This is a genomic window from Pseudonocardia sp. HH130630-07 (assembly GCF_001698125.1).
GTDB lineage: Bacteria > Actinomycetota > Actinomycetes > Mycobacteriales > Pseudonocardiaceae > Pseudonocardia.
The window spans coordinates 6,153,369-6,169,308 of record NZ_CP013854.1 but is presented as its reverse complement, the minus strand read 5'-3'; the positions used below and the strand labels follow the sequence as shown (position 1 = coordinate 6,169,308).

The following is a 15,940-nucleotide window of genomic DNA, read 5'->3' as shown; positions in this document are numbered from 1 at the left end:
CGCCCCTGTCGTCAGCGGAGCTCGTCGGCGAGGGCGTACACGGTCGTCCCGGGCCGCTCGATCCCCCGCAGCTCCGCGTAGGTGACCGACGAGGCCGCGGTCCAGAGCACACACGAGGGGAGCGTCACCACCAGGCTGAGCGCCGTGGCCAGGAACGAGCCCGAGCCGACGTTCGCGACGCCCAGTACGATGAATGGGACGATCAGCGCGACGAGGTTGACGACCCCCAGCAGGGCGCACCGGCCGAGCGTGGTGCCGAACGACTGGTGGGACAGCGCGAACACCCGGCCCAGCGTGCCCCGTTCCACGAACAGCACACCGACCAACGGGCTGAGCGCCACGGCCAGGTAGATCCCCGGCAGCACCAGCACCAGGAGCCCCGCGACGAGCAGCAGCGCCGCCGGCACCGCCCAGAGCAACGCCGACGGCAACCGCCGCCACGCGAAGCGCACCGCCGCCGCGACGGTGGCCTCCCGTCCGGCGGCCCGCTGGAGCACCAGGTGGAACGACGCGCCCGCGGCCGTCAGCAGCACCGGCACGCTCACGGCGATGACCAGCAGCTCGACCAGCAGGACCAGGCCGATGCTCGTCGTGCCCAGCTCCCGTGTCATCCCGCCCGAGGCGTCGTAGCCCATGCCGGGGCCCGTCCCTCCGGCGACCAGCCCGGCCACGACGGTCACCAGCGTGACGACGGCGAGCGCCCCGAGGTAGAGCCCGGCCAGTGGCGCCCAGGTCCGGCGCAGGACGTCGCCGACCCGGTCGAACCAGCCGGCGACCCCGCGGGTCACCAGCGGATCGGGCGAGCCGGACGGCCACGCCTCACCCGGCCGGGCGACGTTCGGCTGCTGCGGGTTCGGCGGTGTCGTCATGGGGATCCCTTTCCCTGGGCGGCCGGCTGCGTGGCCGGACCGGTGCTCCGGTGTGGTGCGTACGCCGGGATCGACCGAGAGCCACGGCCGGAGGTTGGGGCGGACACCGAGATCGCGATGTGACACGCACCACATTCAGGGGGCGGGTCCCGGCCCCGGAATCCGGGTGGCGGCCGCGCCTAGGCTGGTCCCGTGCGTTCCATCCGATCCGCCTGGTGGCGGCTGCTCTCCGCAGCCGGGTAGACGCACGCGTCCGCGGGCTGCACGTGCAGCCCGCCCGGCACCGTGCCCGTCGGCGGTACGTGCAGCTCCTGTCCGATCCATCCCAGGAGCACATCGTGAGTACCTCGTCGTTCACCGCGGTCGTCGACCGCATGCCCGCGCTGCGCCGGGAGGTCGCCGCCGATCCCGGCGCCCACCGCGTCCTGACCGGAGAGCGCCCGACCGGCCCGCTGCACCTCGGGCACCTCGCCGGTTCGATCGTCGAGCGGGTCCGGCTGCAGCGCTCGGGCGTGCAGGTGCTGGTGGTCCTCGCCGACTACCAGGTCATCACCGACCGGGAGAACGCCGGACGGGTGCGCGACCACGTCCGCGGCGCGGTGCTCGACCTGCTCGCAGCCGGGCTCGACCCGGACCGCACGACGATCTTCACCCACTCCGCGGTGCCGGCGCTGAACCAGCTGATGCTCCCGTTCCTCAGCCTGGTCACCGAGGCGGAGCTGCACCGCAACCCGACGGTCAAGGCGGAGCACCGGGCGTCGGGCCGGGCACTGTCCGGGCTGCTGCTGACCTATCCGGTGCACCAGGCCGCGGACATCCTGTGCTGCCGGGCCGACCTGGTGCCGGTGGGGAAGGACAACCTGCCGCACGTGGAGCTGACCCGGGTGATCGCGCGCCGGTTCGCCGAGCGCTACGCGCCGGTGTTCGTCGCCCCCGAGCCGATGGTGACCGACAGTCCGGAGGTTCCCGGGCTCGACGGGCGGAAGATGTCGAAGTCCTACGGCAACGCCGTCGAACTGGGGGCGACCGCCGAGGAGACGGCGGCGCTGATCCGGCGGACCCGGACCGACGCCGAGCGGCGGATCACCTACGACCCGGTCGCGCGTCCGGGGGTGGCCGGCCTGCTCTCGGCCGCCGCGTTCTGCACCGGCCGCACGCCCGACGACATCGCGGCGGAGATCGGCGACGGCGGCTCCGCCCGGCTCAAGCGGTTCACCGCGGAGGCGGTGAACGCCGGGCTCGCCGGGCACCGGGCCCGCCGGGCCGAGCTGGCGGCCGAGCCGGGACTGGCCGAATCGGTGCTGGCCCGCGGCAACGCGACGGCGAACGCGCTCGCCGGGGCGACGCTCGCCGAGGTCCGTACGGCGATGGGGATGGACTACCGGGACCTGACGTCCGGGGCGGTCAGTCCAGCGCGCTGCGCAGGCCGGTGAGCCAGTCGAGATGCCCGCGGATCGCCACCTGTCCGGCCGCGGTCAGCCGGAACCAGGTACGGGCCCGCCGGCCGACCGATCCCTTGCGGACCTCCAGGTAGCCGGCCTCCTCCAGGGTGCGGCTGTGCTTGGACACCGCGGAGTCGCTCACGCCCAGCATCTCCCGGGCGGTGGCGAAGTCGACCCACTCCGCGCTCTGCAGCAGCGCGCAGAGAGCCAGCCGGGGCCCGGTCTCGAAGATCGGGTCCCGGCCGGTGCTCGCGCCGGTGTCGTCGGCCGTCACGGCGTGACCCGGCCCGCCTCGATGTCCCGTCGCATGGCCGAGCGGGTCCTGAGCTGGAGGACGAAGATGGCGATGGCCAGCACCGGGAGCAGGGCGAGTGCGTACCCGCGCTGATCGGCGTTGACGAGCGCGTACATCCCGATGAACCCGGCGATCGAGAGGATCATCTCGGCCATCCAGAGCGGCCGGGCGCTGGGGTAGGCGCCGATCCGCTTCGGCAGGTAGACGCCCGAGCGGCGGCGCTTGACGAAGGAGTAGACGGCCGAGGAGATCCCCACGGCGGCGATCGCCCAGCTCAGGTAGGGGCTCGCGTCGCGGGGCAGCCAGCTCAGCAGGAGCGGGACGCTCATGAAGAACACCAGCGCGATCCCGAGGAACACCCAGTACGTCAGGGGGAAGTCGAGCTGGTCCGCGACCTTGCGGCGGGCGGCGGCGACCTGGTCGAGCTCGGGGGTGTCGGACATCGAAGATTCTCCCGTCTGCATCAACTTTCGATATGGAAACCGTACGCCATGCGGCAAGCACATGCCAACCCGGCTGTGGGGTGGGCCACCCGGCGGCGCGGCGGCGTCCGAGCGGGGGCAGGGTGCACGGGTGCCCACCACCTCCGGCGACGACGCCGTACCCGACGGCCGGCGGCGCCTGCGGCTGCTGCAGCTGGCCTCGCTCGTCAGCACCTGCGACCGGTTCGCGATCGCGCCGCTGCTGGTCCCGATCGCGCTCTCGTTCGGCGCCCCGCTGGCCACCGCGGCCGGTGCGGCCGGCGGCTACTTCCTCGCCTACGGGCTGATGCAGATCGTCTGGGGGGTGCTGTCGGACCGGATCGGGCGGGTCCGCGCGATGCGGGTGGCGCTGGTCGGGGCGGTGCTGGGCGGCGTCGCATCGGTGCTCGCGCCGTCGCTCGCGCTGCTGATCGCGGCCCGCGTCGTCACCGGGGCCTGTACGGCGGCGCTGATCCCGGCCGCGCTGGTCTACGTGGGCGACACCTGGCCGACGGCGGTGCGCCAGCGCCCGCTCTCGGACCTGCTCGCCGCGACGGCGCTGGGTACCGCCGTCGCGACCGCGGGCGCCGGGTTGCTCGCCGATCTCGCCGGGTGGCGCGTGGTGTTCGCGGTCTCGGCCGTGGCCTGCGCCGTGCTGTTCGTGGCGCTGCGCGCGCTGCCGGAGCCCGGCACCGGCGCGCCGGCCGGCCGGGAGGGTGCCGGCCTGCGCGGCGCGGTCGTCCGCCCGCTGGCCGCCGTCCTCGGGAGCGGGTGGGCGCTGGTGGTGCTGCTGCTCGCCTTCGTCGAGGGAGCGGTGGTCCTGGGGGTGCTCACCTACCTCGCCCCGGCGCTGCAGGCCGGGGGCAGCTCGGCGGGCCTGGCCGGGCTCGCGGCCGGCGGCTACGGCGTGGGCGCCGTGGTGTTCTCCCGGGTGGTGCGACGGCTGGTCGGCCGGTGGAGCCCGGCGGGGCTGGCGGCGACCGGCGGCACGTTCCTCGTCGTCGCGTGGGTGTTCCCGCTCGTCACGGTGCACCCGGCGACGATCCTCGCCGCCGGGCTGTGTCTCGGCGGTGCGTGGGCGTTCCTGCACTCGACCCTGCAGGCCTGGGTCACCGAGGTCGTCCCGCAGGCCAGGGCGACCGCGGTGGCCCTGTTCGCGACGCTGCTGTTCCTCGGCAGCTCGGCCGGGACCGCGCTGGGCGCCCCGCTCGCCGACGCCGGGTCGTTCCCGACGTTGTTCCTCGCCGCGCTGCTGGTGGCCCTGCCGCTGTCGGTCGGGGCCGTGCTCGCCCGGCGCCGGTACTCCGCCGCCGGGTGAGCGCGCCCCGGACGGTCACACGTACCGGTCGCGCAGTTCCCGCTTGACGAGCTTTCCGGTCGGGGTGCGGGGCAGGAAGTCGGTGAAGTCCACAGAGGCCGGAGCCTTGTAGTGGGCGATCCGCCCGCGGACGAAGTCGATCAGCTCGCGCTCCAGCTCCGGCCCGTCCGACACCGTGTCCGGGGTCTGGACGACGGCCTTGACCGCCTCGCCCATCTCCTCGTCGGGAACCCCGATCACCGCGACGTCCAGCACCTTCGGGTGCAGTGCCAGTGCGTCCTCGACCTCCTGCGGATAGATGTTCACCCCGCCGGAGATGATCATGAATGCCTTGCGGTCGGTGAGGAACAGGAAGCCGTCCGCGTCGACGTAGCCGAGGTCACCGGTGGTCGTCCAGCTCTCGTGGCCGGGATGCTGCGCGGCCTCGGTCCGGCCCGGGTCGTTGTGGTACTCGAACGGCCGGGCGTCGCGTTCGAAGTAGACGGTGCCGATCTCGCCGGGTCCCAGGACCGTGCCGTCGTCGCCGCAGATCCGGATGGTGCCCAGCCCGGCCCGGCCGACCGACCCGGGGCGCTCCTGCCACTGGGCCGAGTCGATGAACGTGATCCCGTTGGCCTCGGTGGCGGCGTAGTACTCGTGCAGCACCGGCCCCCACCAGTCGATCATCGCCTGCTTGACCTCGACCGGGCACGGCGCGGCCGCGTGGATCGCGACCCGCAGCGAGGAGACGTCGTAGCGGGCCCGGACCTCGGCGGGCAGCTTCAGCATCCGCACGAACATCGTCGGCACCCACTGCGAGTGCGTCACCCGGTGGCGCTCGATCAGCGCGAGCGCCTGCTCGGGGTCGAAGCGCTCCATCACGACCACGGTGCCGCCGAGCGCCTGCACGGTGGCGGTGAACCGCAGCGGGGCCGCGTGGTAGAGCGGCGCGGGGGAGAGGTAGACGGTCTCGGTGTCGAAGCCGTACATCGGCCCGAACAGGGCCTGGTAGGTGTCACCGGGCTCGTCGATCTGCCGGTCCGGCAGCGTCGGCTTGATCCCCTTGGGCCGCCCGGTGGTCCCCGAGGAGTAGAGCATGTCGGCGCCGCGCGGCTGGTCGGCCGGCGGATCGGCGGAGACCCCGGCCAGCGCCTCGTCGTAGTCGGTGTAGGACGAGGCGCCGGGGATCGCGCCGCCGAACGCGAGCCGGACCGGGACGTCCACGTGGTCCTCGACGGCGGCCGCGAGCCCGGCCACGCCCGCCGAGACCAGGAGCGCCTTCGCCCCGCAGTCCCGGACGATGTAGGCAGCCTCCGGCGCGGAGAGATGGTGGTTGACCGCGGTGACGTACAGACCGGACCGCTGGGCCGCCCAGTACACCTCGTAGACCCGGGCCACGTTGTCCGCGACGAGTGCGACGACGTCGCCGCGGCGCAGGCCGGCCGCGTGCAGGTGGTTCGCGAGCCGGGCCGAGCCCTCCTCCAGATCACGGAAACTGAGCGTCTCGCCCGTTCCGCCCATGATCACGGCCGGCTTGTCCGGAGTGCTGACGGCGTGCGTGCCTGGGTACATCTGGACCTCCGGGGGGGGGGGTCGGTGCCGTGCGGATTCCCCCGCAGATCCTGCCACCCGGCACGGTCGTGCCGATATGTGGCGATTCCGCTACTGGTGCGCGTTGCGGTAGGCCGAGACAACCGACGAGGGGATGCGGCCCCGCTCCGAGATCTGCATGCCCTGTGCGATCGCCCATTCGCGTACGGCCCGGTTCGCCGCGCGTTCCGCGGCGCTCGACCCGGTGGGGGCGCCCGATCCCGTCCCGCTCCGGCGGCCGGTGTTCGCCCGCCGGGCCGCGGCGACGAAGGGGGCGAGGAAGTCCCGCAGGCGCTCGGCGTTCGCCGAGGACAGGTCGATCGCGTAGGTGCGGCCGTCGACGCCGAACTCCACCTGCTCCTCGGCCTCGGAGCCGTCCAGGTCGTCGATCAGCGTGATCGTCGTCTGCTGCGCCACGATGTGTTCCTTCCGGGGGATTCTCGGGACACCCGAGACGTGATTCGGCCGCCATGGGGGACCGGTAACCGGAGGGGGAACATCCGGATCCGAACAGCGACCTCATTTACACCGCAACAATAAGGGACACGGCGGCGCCTTGTCGAACCCCCTCCCGCAAATTCGTGCGGACTCCGCGGCCGTGTTCACCGAATCACGGAGTCGTCGCAGTTCGGGGGCTTTTTCAGCGCGGGCCCGGCCACCACGGTTCGGTCGGGACCGCCGCGCGGGCGTCGTCGATCGTCCGGACCCCGGTCAGGTCCACGCGCTGGCCGGGCCGGGGCAGCGCCAGCACGGCGTCCTGGTCGGCGGCGGCCTTGCGGGCCCGTTCCACCGGCTCGTCCCACGGGTGGAAGCCGAGGTTGAACGTTCCCCAGTGGATCGGCAGCATCACCCGGCCGCCGAGTGCCCCGTGCGCCGCGACGGCCTGCTCGGGATCGGCGTGGATGTCCGGCCACAGCTCGGCGTAGGCGCCGACCGGGAGCAGGGTCAGGTCGAACGGCCCGTGCTCGGCCCCGGTGCGCGCGTGCACCCGGCTGGGTCCGGTGTCGCCGCCGACGTAGACGGTGTGGTCCGGCCCCGCCACCTTCCACGCCGCCCACTGGGTGGTGTTGCGGCGCAGCCCGCGGCCGGAGAAGTGCCGGGTCTCCAGACAGGTCAGGGTGAGCCCGGCGACGTGCACGACACCGTCCCAGTCGCGCTCCACGACCCGGTGCCCGGCGATCCCCCAGGAGCGCAGGTGCGCGCCGACCCCGAGCGGGCAGACGAACACCGCCGAGGTGTCGCGGGCCAGCCGCAGGACGGTCGGCCGGTCGAGGTGGTCGTAGTGGTCGTGGCTGAGCAGCACCAGGTCGGTGTCGGAGAAGACGGTGAGCGGGGCGACCGGTGGGTGCAGCCGCCGCGGGCCGACGAACGGGACCGGCGTCGCGTACTCCGACCAGACCGGGTCCACCAGAACCCGGCGGCCGTCCACCTCCAGCAGGGCGCCCGCGTGCCCCAGCCAGGTGACCGCGAGCCCGCCGGGGACCGTGGGCACCCGGGGCTCGGCCAGCGGCACCCGGTCTCCCGGCAGGTTGCGCCCGGCCCGGCTGCGCACCAGGTTCACCAGCATCCGCAGCGACGCCTTGGCCCGGGGCAGCCCGGGCTCGGTGTTGGCGAACACCCCGTCGACCGCGTTCGGCGAGGTCGCGGCGAGCCGGCGGAGCTCACCGGACCGGGCCCCCATGTTCCGGCGGACGTGCAGGCCGAGCCCGGCCAGTCCGATCAGCGGAGCGGTGACGGCTGCGGCACGGACGGCACGGACGGCACGGACGGCACGGACGGCACGGGTGGTGCGGAGGGCGCGGGTGGTGCGGGACACGGACTCCAGACTACGAAGACCGCGGTCGCGCTCCCACCTCGGCGCGCCGACGTGACCGAGGTGACGCACCCGCGAGGGGGATATCCTCCTGGCATGCCCGTCCGACCGCCGCGCGAGGAACTCGTGGCGTTGCTGCAGGACTACGCGGGTGAGGCCGAGCTGCTCGGTCAGGCGTTCGCCGGCCGGCACCGGTTGCACCCGACCGACCTGCACGCGTTGCTCGCCGTGATGAAGGCCGACGGAGCGGGCGAGCCGCTGACCCCCGGCCTGCTCGGGTCGCGCCTGGGGCTGTCCACCGGGGCCACGACCGCGCTCGTCGACCGGCTGGAACGGGCCGGGCACGTGCGCCGCAGCCGGGAGTCGGCGGACCGGCGGCGGGTGACGCTGCGCCAGGCCGAGAACGCCGCGCGGGTCGGCGGGGCGTTCTTCGGTCCGCTGGGCGAGCGGATGGACACCGCGCTGGCCGGCTTCGGCGACGCCGAGCTCGCGGCCGCCGCCCGGTTCCTGGCGACGATGAACGACGTGGTCGCGGCGTACCGGGCCGAGCTCGCCGCCCCCGGGAGCCGGTCCGCTCAGGACAGGGCCGAGCGCGAGCCCCACTCCTCCCAGGGGATCGTCCAGTCGTAGAAGTCGCCGTCCTGCGGGGTCAGGGGCTGTGAGCTGCCGACGACCTCGACCGGGTCGCCGAAGGTCGCCGTCGCGAAGAACGCCTTGCCGTCCCGGGTGGACAGGTTGACGCAGCCGTGGCTGACGTTGCGGTTGCCCTGCGCGCCCGCCGACGACGGGTTGGCGTGGATGAACTCGCCGTTGTTGGAGATCCGCACCGCCCAGTACTGGGGCTCGTCGACGTAGCCGTAGGCCTCGTTGGTCATGAGGACCTTCTCCGACTTGGACATCACGATGTGGGTACCGGAGCGGGTGACCCGGTTCGGGTCGGACTCCAGGCCGTAGGAGGCGTCGTAGCGGGCGACCTCGGCGCCGTCGCGCACCACGACGATCTGGTGGCTGCGGGTGTCGGCCTTGACGATCTGGCTGCGCCCCACGGTGAACGAGCGGTCGACGTCCTCGGTGGCCCAGGTCCCGTCGCCCAGGTCGAGCCCGCGCAGCGTGGCCCGCACCCGCACCTCGGTGTGCGCCGGCCAGTACTCCTTCGGCCGGTAGTGCACCCGCGACCCGTCCGCGGTGTCCGGCAGCCAGGCCCAGGCGCCGGGCACCTTCCGCGACGTCTCGACCGAGAGGTTCCGCTCGACGGCCGCCTTGGCCGCGTCGGTGAGGGTCGTGTCGAAGGCGAGCACGACGATCGCGCCCACGCCGACCTCGCCGCCGTCGCGGATGTTCATCGTCGCGTCGGCGGTGTCCGCGGGGTCGAGCGTGCGGAACGCGTCCTCGGCCAGCGGGTGACGGGTCTGCTCGTCCACCGCCCAGGTGCCGGACCAGCGGTAGGTGGTGTCGAAGTCCAGCGGGGCGGTGCTGGTCCAGCTCCGGCCGTCGGGCGACGGGCGGCCCGGCACCGGGCCGTCGTCGCCGGTGAGCGTGACGCCCTCCAGCCGCCCGGTGCTGACCTCGACCGTCGCCGGCTCCCGGGGGGAGACCGGCGGGCCGGGGCGGGGTGAGGTCGTCAGGATCACCGGCACCGGTGGCGGGGCCGGCTCACCGAGCCCGTCCATCCCGGCGCGCACCTGGTCGAACACCCCGGCGAGGTTGCCGGTGACGGACTCGCCGACCCGGCCCTGGGCGACCGCCGCGGTTCCGCCGGCGACGAGCGCGACGAGCACCACCAGGCCGCCGGTGAACAGGGCGAGGCTGCGGCGGTGCAGCGAACGACGACGCCGCTGCGGTGCGTGCCGGCCGCGCGACTGCTCCCAGGACCTCGACATGGCCCGATCATGGCGGCTGGGTCACCCACACAGGCGTTCCGACACGTCTCTTTCGGGTCACGTCGTCCCGAACGCGGTCGGATGACACGCTGGAAGCATGAGCTACGACGTGGCCGCCCTCCGCCGCCGGTTCCCGGCCCTGCGCGCCGGGATCGCGCACTTCGACGGCCCGGGCGGCTCCCAGGTGCCGGACGCGGTGGCCGGCGCCGTGGCCGGGGCCCTCACCTCGCCGCTGGCCAACCGCGGCACGGTCACCAGCGGGGAACGGGCCGCCGACGGGATCGTCGGGTCGGCCCGGGCGGCGATGGCCGACCTGCTCGGCGCCGATCCGCGGGGGATCGTGTTCGGGCGCAGCATGACCGCGCTGACCTTCGACCTCGCCCGCACGCTCGCCGCGGGCTGGGGCCCGGGGGACGAGATCGTGGTGACCCGGCTCGACCACGACGCGAACATCCGGCCCTGGGTGCTCGCGGCCGGTGCGGTGGGGGCGACGGTGCGGTGGCTGGACTTCGACCCGGACACCGGCGAGCTCGACGACGTCGCGCCGCTGCTGTCCGGGCGCACCCGGCTGGTCGCGGTGACGGCGGCGTCGAACCTGATCGGGACGAAGCCCGACATCGCCGCGATCGCGGCGAGCGTGCACGCCGCCGGTGCGCTGCTGATGGTCGACGGCGTGCACCGGACCGCGCACGAACCCGTCGACGTCCGGGCGCTCGGTGCGGACTTCTACGCCTGCTCGCCCTACAAGTTCCTCGGACCGCACTGCGGCGTGCTCGCGGCGGACCCCGCGCTGCTGGAGACGCTGCACCCGGCCAAGCTCGCCCCGTCCAGTGACGCGGTCCCGGAACGCTTCGAGCTCGGCACGCTGCCCTACGAGCTGCTGGCCGGCACCACCGCCGCGGTGGACTTCCTCGCGGGCCTCGACCCGGCCGCGGGCGGCGACCGCCGGGGCAGGCTGCTCGCCTCGATGTCCGCGGTGGCCGAGCACGAGGAGCCGCTGCGCCGGCGGATCGAGGACCACCTCGCCGGGCTTCCGGGTGTCGCGGTGCGCTCCCGGGCCGCGTCCCGCACCCCGACGCTGCTGGTCACGTTCGACGACCACGACCCGGCCGACGCCTACCGGTACCTGGCCGGGCTGCGGATCGCGGCACCGTCGGCGTCGTTCTACGCGCTGGAGTGCTCGCGACGGCTCGGCCTCGGCGACGCCGGATCGCTACGGCTCGGCCTGGCCTGCTACACCGACGACGACGACGTCGATCGCCTGCTCACCGGCCTCTCCGCGTTCGTCGGGGCCTGACATGTCGTATGTGAGACTGTTCAGGTGATTCGGCTTCGGTGGCTCGCCACCGCACTGCTCCCGCTGCTCCTGCTCGTCGGCTGCTCGGCGCCCGCGCCCGCCCCGCCGCAGGAGGGGACCGGGTGCGTGCCCGGCGGTCCGGTCGCCGGCGGCGACGTCGCGTTCTCGCACGCGACCAACGTCCGGATCACGGGCGCCGACGGCTACCGGGTCCTGACGGTCGGTGAGCCCTACCCGGGCGGCCCGGCGCAGTCGGTCGTGCTCGTCGGCTGCGGTGCCCCGGACCCCGCGCTGCCGCCGGAGCTGGCCGGCGCCCCGGTCGTGCACACGCCGGTGGACGGGATCCACGCCTACTCCACGACGCAGCTGCCGATGATCACCGAGCTGGGCCTGCTCGACCGGCTCACCGGCGTCGGCGCGCTGAACCTCGTCGCCGATCCCGCGGTGCGGGCCAGGGTGGAGTCCGGTGCGGCGGCCGAGTTCGCCCCGGGCTCGACCATCGACGCCGAGCAGGTCGTCGCCGCGGCACCCCCGGTGCTGCTCTCCGGCGGCACCGACGACCCGGCGTTCCCGGCGCTGCGCGCGGCCGGCGTCGGGGTGGTGGGCTGGGCGGACTACCTGGAGAGCGGGCCGCTCGGGCAGGCCGAGTGGATCAAGGTGATGGGCGCGTTGACCGGCACCGACGCCGCCGCGGCCACCGCGTTCGACCGGATCGAGCAGCGCTACGCCGCGCTCGCCGGGCGGGTCCGCGGTGCACAGCCGGTCCCGGTCGTGGCCGGCCAGCCGTACCAGGGGAGCTGGAACGTCCCGGGCGCCGGCTCGACGGCCGGCCGGCTGTTCCGCGACGCCGGAGCGAGCTGGTCGGGTCTGGGCGACCCGTCGGCCGGGACCACGCCGCAGACCCTGGAGAGCGTGCTCGCCGCGGACGGCGACGCCCGGGTCTGGCTCACCGACGGCCCGTTCGCGACGACGGCGGACCTCGCGTCCCTCGACCCGCGGCTGACCTCGTTCGCCGCCGCCGGGCCCGGTGGACGGCTGTGGACCCGGGACCGGGCGACCACCGCGACCGGCGCCAACCCGATCTTCGAGCGCGGCGTGCTGCACCCGGACGAGATCCTGGCCGATCTCGTCGCGATCCTGCACCCGCAGCTGCTGCCCGGCCACGAGTTCGTCTACTACCGGCAGGTCCCCGCCGGATGACGGCCCCGGCGACGACCCGCCCGGACCGGGCGGCCCAGCGGTCCGGGCACCGGGCCCCGCTGGTGCTCGCCGGGCTGGCCGCCGGTGTGCTGGTGTTCGTCGCGCTCGCCGTGTCCACCGGCTCGGTGGTGATACCGCTCGACCGGACGGTGTCCGCACTGGTGGGCGCGGGTACCGCCGACCCGCGGCTGGACGTGCTCGTCACCGACCTGCGGGTGCCCCGTGCGGTGACGGCGCTGCTCGCGGGAGCCGCGCTCGGCACCGCCGGGCTGCTCACCCAGACCCTGTTCCGCAACCCGCTGGCCGAGCCGTACGTGCTCGGGGTCAGCGCCGGTGCCGGCCTCGGCGTCGCGCTGGTGACGACGCTCGGGACGGCGGGGACCGCGGCCGCGTTCGCCACCGGTGGCCTGGGCGCAGCGCCCGCACCGGGGGGCCGGCTCGGCACGGTCGCGGCGGCGGCGACCGGCGCGGTGCTGGTGCTCGGGCTGGTCCTGCTGCTCTCGCGGTTCGCGCGCTCGGTGACCGCGCTGCTGGTGATCGGGGTGATGCTCGGCTCGGTGATCACCTCGGTGGTCAGCCTGCTGCTCGTGTGGGCGGACCCGCGGACCGCCCAGCAGTACCTGGTGTGGGGGCTCGGTAGCGTCGACGGTGTCGCCCGGACCGAGCTGGCGGTCCCCGCGGGGATCGTCCTCGCCGGGCTCGTCGCCGTCGGGCTGCTCGCGAAACCGCTGGACGGCCTGCTGCTGGGCGACGACTACGCCCGCACCGCCGGCGTCGACGTCGCCAGGGTCCGGCTCGTCGTGCTGGTCGTCGCCGCGGTACTGGTGGGCACGGTGACCGCGTTCTGCGGGCCGATCGGGTTCCTGGGGATCGCGGTGCCGCACCTGGCGCGGGCCGCGGTCGGGACCTCGCGGCACCGGGTGCTCGTCCCGGCGACCGCGCTCACCGGCGCCCTGGTGGGACTGGCCTGCGCGGTCGTCGCGCACCCGCCGGGGGCGGGCACGGTCGTGCCGCTGAACGTGGTCACCTCGCTGGTCGGCGCGCCCGTGGTGATCGCGGTCCTGCTGCGGTCCCGGCGGCTGGGCGGGCGCGCGTGGTGAGCGGGGAACCCGCCGCCCGCACCGCGCGGACGCCGCCGGCGGCACCCGGCGCGGGGCTGGAGCTGCGCGGGCTCGCCGTCGGGCACCGGGCCGAGGGGCCCCGCCGCCGGTACGCGCCGGTGCTGTCCGGGGTCGATGCCGTCGCCGCCCGGGGCGAGCTCACGGTGCTGCTCGGCCCGAACGGCGCCGGGAAGTCCACCCTGCTGCGGACGCTCGCCGGGCTGCAGCCCGCCCTCGGCGGCACCGCCCACCTCGACGGCGCCGACCTGTTCGTCCTGCGGGCACCGGAGCGGGCGCGCCGGGTCGCGGTCGTGCTGACCGACCGGCCGGACCCGGGACTGCTGACCGGGCGCGACGTCGTCGAGCTGGGGCGGTTGCCGCACACCGGCTCCGCGGGCGTCCTCGGCCCGGCCGACGACGCCGCGGTCGACGGCGCGATCGACGCCGTGCGGGCCGGCGCCCTGTCCGGGCGCCCGCTGGGCCGGCTGTCCGACGGCGAGCGGCAGCGCCTGATGGTCGCTCGGGCGCTGGCCCAGCAGCCGTCGCTGCTGCTGCTCGACGAGCCCAGTGCGTTCCTCGACGTCAGCGCCCGGGTGGCGCTACTCGGCTGCTGCGCCGGGCTCGCCCGCGAGCAGGACCTGTGCGTGCTGCTGTCCACCCACGACCTGGAGCTCGCCCTGCGGCTGGCGGACCGGGCGTGGCTGCTCGACGGCGCCGGGGGAGCGCTGACCGGGACACCGGCGGACCTGGCCGGGGCGGGCGCGATCGGCGCCGCGTTCGACACCGACGAGCTGGTCTTCGACCCCGGGTCCGGGACGTTCGGCCTGCGCGCGGACGAGCGGGACGCCCGGTGAGCGACGTCACCTGATCGGCTCCCCGCCCGGCGGATGCGGCACCGGAGGACCTCCGGCCCCGCCGGCTCGCCGTCGCGGACCCGATCGCACCGCAGGACCGGATCCGGGGTCCCGTGCCGCCCACGGCGCGCGGGTCGTCGACGTCGCTAGATTCGGCCGCGGTCACCGCCAGAACCACCCCGAGGAGCCCCGATGCCCGACGCCGCCGGTGCGGCCGCGCTCGAGTCGCTGCTGCTGTCCCGGTCGCTCGACGACCCGGAGCTCGCCGCCGCCACCGCACGCACCCCCGACACCCCCGTGCTGCCCGACGTGTCCGTGATCAAGGTCGGCGGCCAAAGCTTCGTCGACCGCGGCCGCTCCGCGGTGTTCCCGCTGGTCGAGGAGATCCTGGAAGCGCGGGAGACGCACCGGATGCTGATCGGCACCGGTGGCGGCACCCGGGCCCGGCACGCCTACGCGCTCGCCGCCGAGCTGGGGCTGCCGACCGGTGTGCTCAGCTCGGTCGGCAGCGCGGTCGCCGGGCAGAACGCCACGATGCTCGGCTACCTGATGGCAAGGCACGGGATCCCGGTGGTCTCCGGGGGCGGGTTCGAGGCCCTGCCGCTGTACCTCTCGGAGTCCCGCGCGGCGATCTTCGCCGGGATGCCGCCCTACTCCATGTGGCAGCCGCTGCCCGACGAGGGAGTCATCCCGCCCTACCGCACCGACGCCGGGTGCTACCTGGTCGCCGAGACCTACGGCTGCCGGAACATGATCTTCGTCAAGGACGAGGACGGCCTCTACACCGCCAACCCGAAGGACGACCCCTCGGCGACGTTCATCCCCGAGATCACCGTCGACGAGCTCATCGAGCGGGACCTGCCCGACCTCGTGATCGAGCGCCCGGTGCTGGACCTGATGCAGCGGGCCCAGCGCGTCCGCAGCGTGCAGATCGTCAACGGGCTCAAGCCCGGCAACCTCACCCGAGCGCTGGCCGGCGAGCACGTCGGCACGATCATCACCGCCGGAGGCGCCCGATGAGCACCCACACCAAGGACGTCGAGTCGGCACTGGCCCGCCAGACCCTGCTGGACCGCGACCGGGTCCGTCCGGTCGACCAGCAGCAGCCGGTGATCCGGATGCTGCCGAGACTGCGGGTCGTCGTGCTGGGCGGCCGGTCGGTGATCGACCGCGGCCGCGACGTGCTGCTGCCGCTGGTCGAGGAGATCCGTTCCGCGCTCGACGGCGACCCGCTGCTGATCGCGACCGGTGCCGGTGTCCGGGCCCGGCACGCGCTGGGGGTCGGCCTCGACCTCGGCCTCCCCACCGGCGCGCTCGCCGAGCTGGCCGGCCGGGAGGCCGAGCAGAACGGGCACCTCGTCGCCGCGCTGCTGGCCGACCGCGGGGTCGCCTACCTGGGGCACGACACCGTCGCGCACCAGCTCCCGGTGCACCTGGCCGCGTCGAACGCCGCCGTGACGAACGGGTTCCCGCCGTTCGGCGTGCACGAGTTCCCGGCCCGCACGGGCAAGATCCCGCCGCACCGGACCGACACCGGCGCCCTGCTGCTGGCCGACGCGTGGGGCGCCGCGTCGCTGACCTACGTCCGGGACGTCCCCGGTGTGCTCGACGGCGACACCGTGCTCGGTGCGGCGACGGCCGCCGACCTGCTGGCGGACCCGGCCCGCGGGCTGCCCGTCGACCGGGAGGCGCTGACGTCGTTGCGGCGGGCCAAGCACGTCCGGTCGTTCCGGGTCGTCGACGGGACGGCGCCGGGGACCCTCACCCGCGCGCTGGCCGGCGAGGACGTGGGCACCCTCGTCACGGCCTGACGACGGGGCCGCGCCCCCGCGTGCGAGGCTC

At 74.8% G+C, this 15,940-nt stretch carries 16 protein-coding genes; 9 read left to right on the top strand and 7 right to left on the bottom strand.

Annotation, left to right across the window (positions count from 1 at the left end; translation table 11 throughout):
- Positions 1-11: 11 nt before the first annotated feature.
- Positions 12-869, bottom strand: a complete 858-nt coding sequence (locus tag AFB00_RS29075; protein ID WP_068799825.1) for a hypothetical protein — start codon at positions 867-869, stop codon at positions 12-14.
- 338 nt (positions 870-1,207) lie between these two features.
- Between AFB00_RS29075 and trpS the strand changes: the two genes are divergently transcribed.
- Entirely contained in the window at positions 1,208-2,302 is a 1,095-nt protein-coding gene (trpS, locus tag AFB00_RS29070; protein WP_231974128.1) for a tryptophan--tRNA ligase, read from the top strand.
- Here trpS and AFB00_RS29065 read toward each other — a convergent pair.
- Both AFB00_RS29065 and AFB00_RS29060 read right to left on the bottom strand, forming a co-directional pair.
- Positions 2,274-2,585 carry a transcriptional regulator gene (locus tag AFB00_RS29065; protein ID WP_068799824.1) on the bottom strand — a complete coding sequence of 104 codons (312 nt, stop codon included), beginning with the start codon at positions 2,583-2,585 and terminating at the stop codon, positions 2,274-2,276. The two genes, trpS and AFB00_RS29065, sit on opposite strands and share 29 nt — an antisense overlap.
- Positions 2,582-3,049: a hypothetical protein gene (locus AFB00_RS29060; protein WP_068799823.1), complete on the bottom strand. Its 468-nt coding sequence runs from the start codon at positions 3,047-3,049 to the stop codon at positions 2,582-2,584. Before AFB00_RS29060 ends, AFB00_RS29065 begins: the two co-directional genes overlap by 4 nt.
- Positions 3,050-3,179: 130 nt before the next feature.
- Here AFB00_RS29060 and AFB00_RS29055 point away from each other — a divergent pair, with 130 nt between their 5' ends.
- Positions 3,180-4,385 carry an MFS transporter gene (locus tag AFB00_RS29055; protein WP_231974127.1) on the top strand — a complete coding sequence of 402 codons (1,206 nt, stop codon included), beginning with the start codon at positions 3,180-3,182 and terminating at the stop codon, positions 4,383-4,385.
- 15 nt (positions 4,386-4,400) lie between these two features.
- On the opposite strand, the gene AFB00_RS29050 is transcribed toward AFB00_RS29055, so the two are convergent.
- From AFB00_RS29050 to AFB00_RS29040, 3 genes are all read right to left on the bottom strand, one after another.
- On the bottom strand, positions 4,401-5,936 hold the full coding sequence (locus tag AFB00_RS29050; protein WP_068799822.1) for an acyl-CoA synthetase: 1,536 nt from the start codon (positions 5,934-5,936) through the stop codon (positions 4,401-4,403).
- Between the two features lie 90 nt (positions 5,937-6,026).
- The gene (locus AFB00_RS29045; protein ID WP_068799821.1) at positions 6,027-6,371 is read right to left on the bottom strand and encodes a histone-like nucleoid-structuring protein Lsr2; all 345 of its coding nucleotides are present in this window, start codon (positions 6,369-6,371) and stop codon (positions 6,027-6,029) included.
- 223 nt (positions 6,372-6,594) lie between these two features.
- Complete coding sequence (locus tag AFB00_RS29040; protein ID WP_231974126.1) at positions 6,595-7,770, bottom strand: MBL fold metallo-hydrolase; 1,176 nt, start codon at positions 7,768-7,770, stop codon at positions 6,595-6,597.
- 93 nt (positions 7,771-7,863) lie between these two features.
- On the opposite strand from AFB00_RS29040, the gene AFB00_RS29035 reads away from it, so the two are divergent.
- On the top strand, positions 7,864-8,397 hold the full coding sequence (locus AFB00_RS29035) for a MarR family winged helix-turn-helix transcriptional regulator (protein WP_083275912.1): 534 nt from the start codon (positions 7,864-7,866) through the stop codon (positions 8,395-8,397).
- On the opposite strand, the gene AFB00_RS29030 is transcribed toward AFB00_RS29035, so the two are convergent.
- The gene (locus tag AFB00_RS29030; RefSeq protein WP_068799820.1) at positions 8,343-9,647 is read right to left on the bottom strand and encodes a L,D-transpeptidase; all 1,305 of its coding nucleotides are present in this window, start codon (positions 9,645-9,647) and stop codon (positions 8,343-8,345) included. The two genes, AFB00_RS29035 and AFB00_RS29030, sit on opposite strands and share 55 nt — an antisense overlap.
- Before the next feature lie 97 nt (positions 9,648-9,744).
- Between AFB00_RS29030 and AFB00_RS29025 the strand changes: the two genes are divergently transcribed.
- The 6 genes from AFB00_RS29025 to AFB00_RS29000 all read left to right on the top strand — a co-directional run bounded on the left by AFB00_RS29025 (position 9,745) and on the right by AFB00_RS29000 (position 15,909).
- Positions 9,745-10,944 (top strand): cysteine desulfurase-like protein, encoded by a 1,200-nt coding sequence (locus tag AFB00_RS29025; RefSeq protein ID WP_068799819.1) that lies wholly within the window; start codon positions 9,745-9,747, stop codon positions 10,942-10,944.
- 24 nt (positions 10,945-10,968) lie between these two features.
- Positions 10,969-12,144 (top strand): ABC transporter substrate-binding protein, encoded by a 1,176-nt coding sequence (locus AFB00_RS29020; RefSeq protein ID WP_068799818.1) that lies wholly within the window; start codon positions 10,969-10,971, stop codon positions 12,142-12,144.
- Positions 12,141-13,244, top strand: a complete 1,104-nt coding sequence (locus AFB00_RS29015; RefSeq protein ID WP_068799817.1) for a FecCD family ABC transporter permease — start codon at positions 12,141-12,143, stop codon at positions 13,242-13,244. The genes AFB00_RS29020 and AFB00_RS29015 overlap by 4 nt, the downstream gene beginning before the upstream one ends.
- Positions 13,241-14,098: an ABC transporter ATP-binding protein gene (locus AFB00_RS29010; protein WP_068800793.1), complete on the top strand. Its 858-nt coding sequence runs from the start codon at positions 13,241-13,243 to the stop codon at positions 14,096-14,098. Before AFB00_RS29015 ends, AFB00_RS29010 begins: the two co-directional genes overlap by 4 nt.
- Positions 14,099-14,290: 192 nt before the next feature.
- Positions 14,291-15,118 carry an amino acid kinase family protein gene (locus AFB00_RS29005; RefSeq protein WP_068799816.1) on the top strand — a complete coding sequence of 276 codons (828 nt, stop codon included), beginning with the start codon at positions 14,291-14,293 and terminating at the stop codon, positions 15,116-15,118.
- Positions 15,115-15,909, top strand: a complete 795-nt coding sequence (locus tag AFB00_RS29000) for an amino acid kinase family protein (RefSeq protein ID WP_068799815.1) — start codon at positions 15,115-15,117, stop codon at positions 15,907-15,909. The genes AFB00_RS29005 and AFB00_RS29000 overlap by 4 nt, the downstream gene beginning before the upstream one ends.
- Positions 15,910-15,940 lie beyond the last annotated feature (31 nt).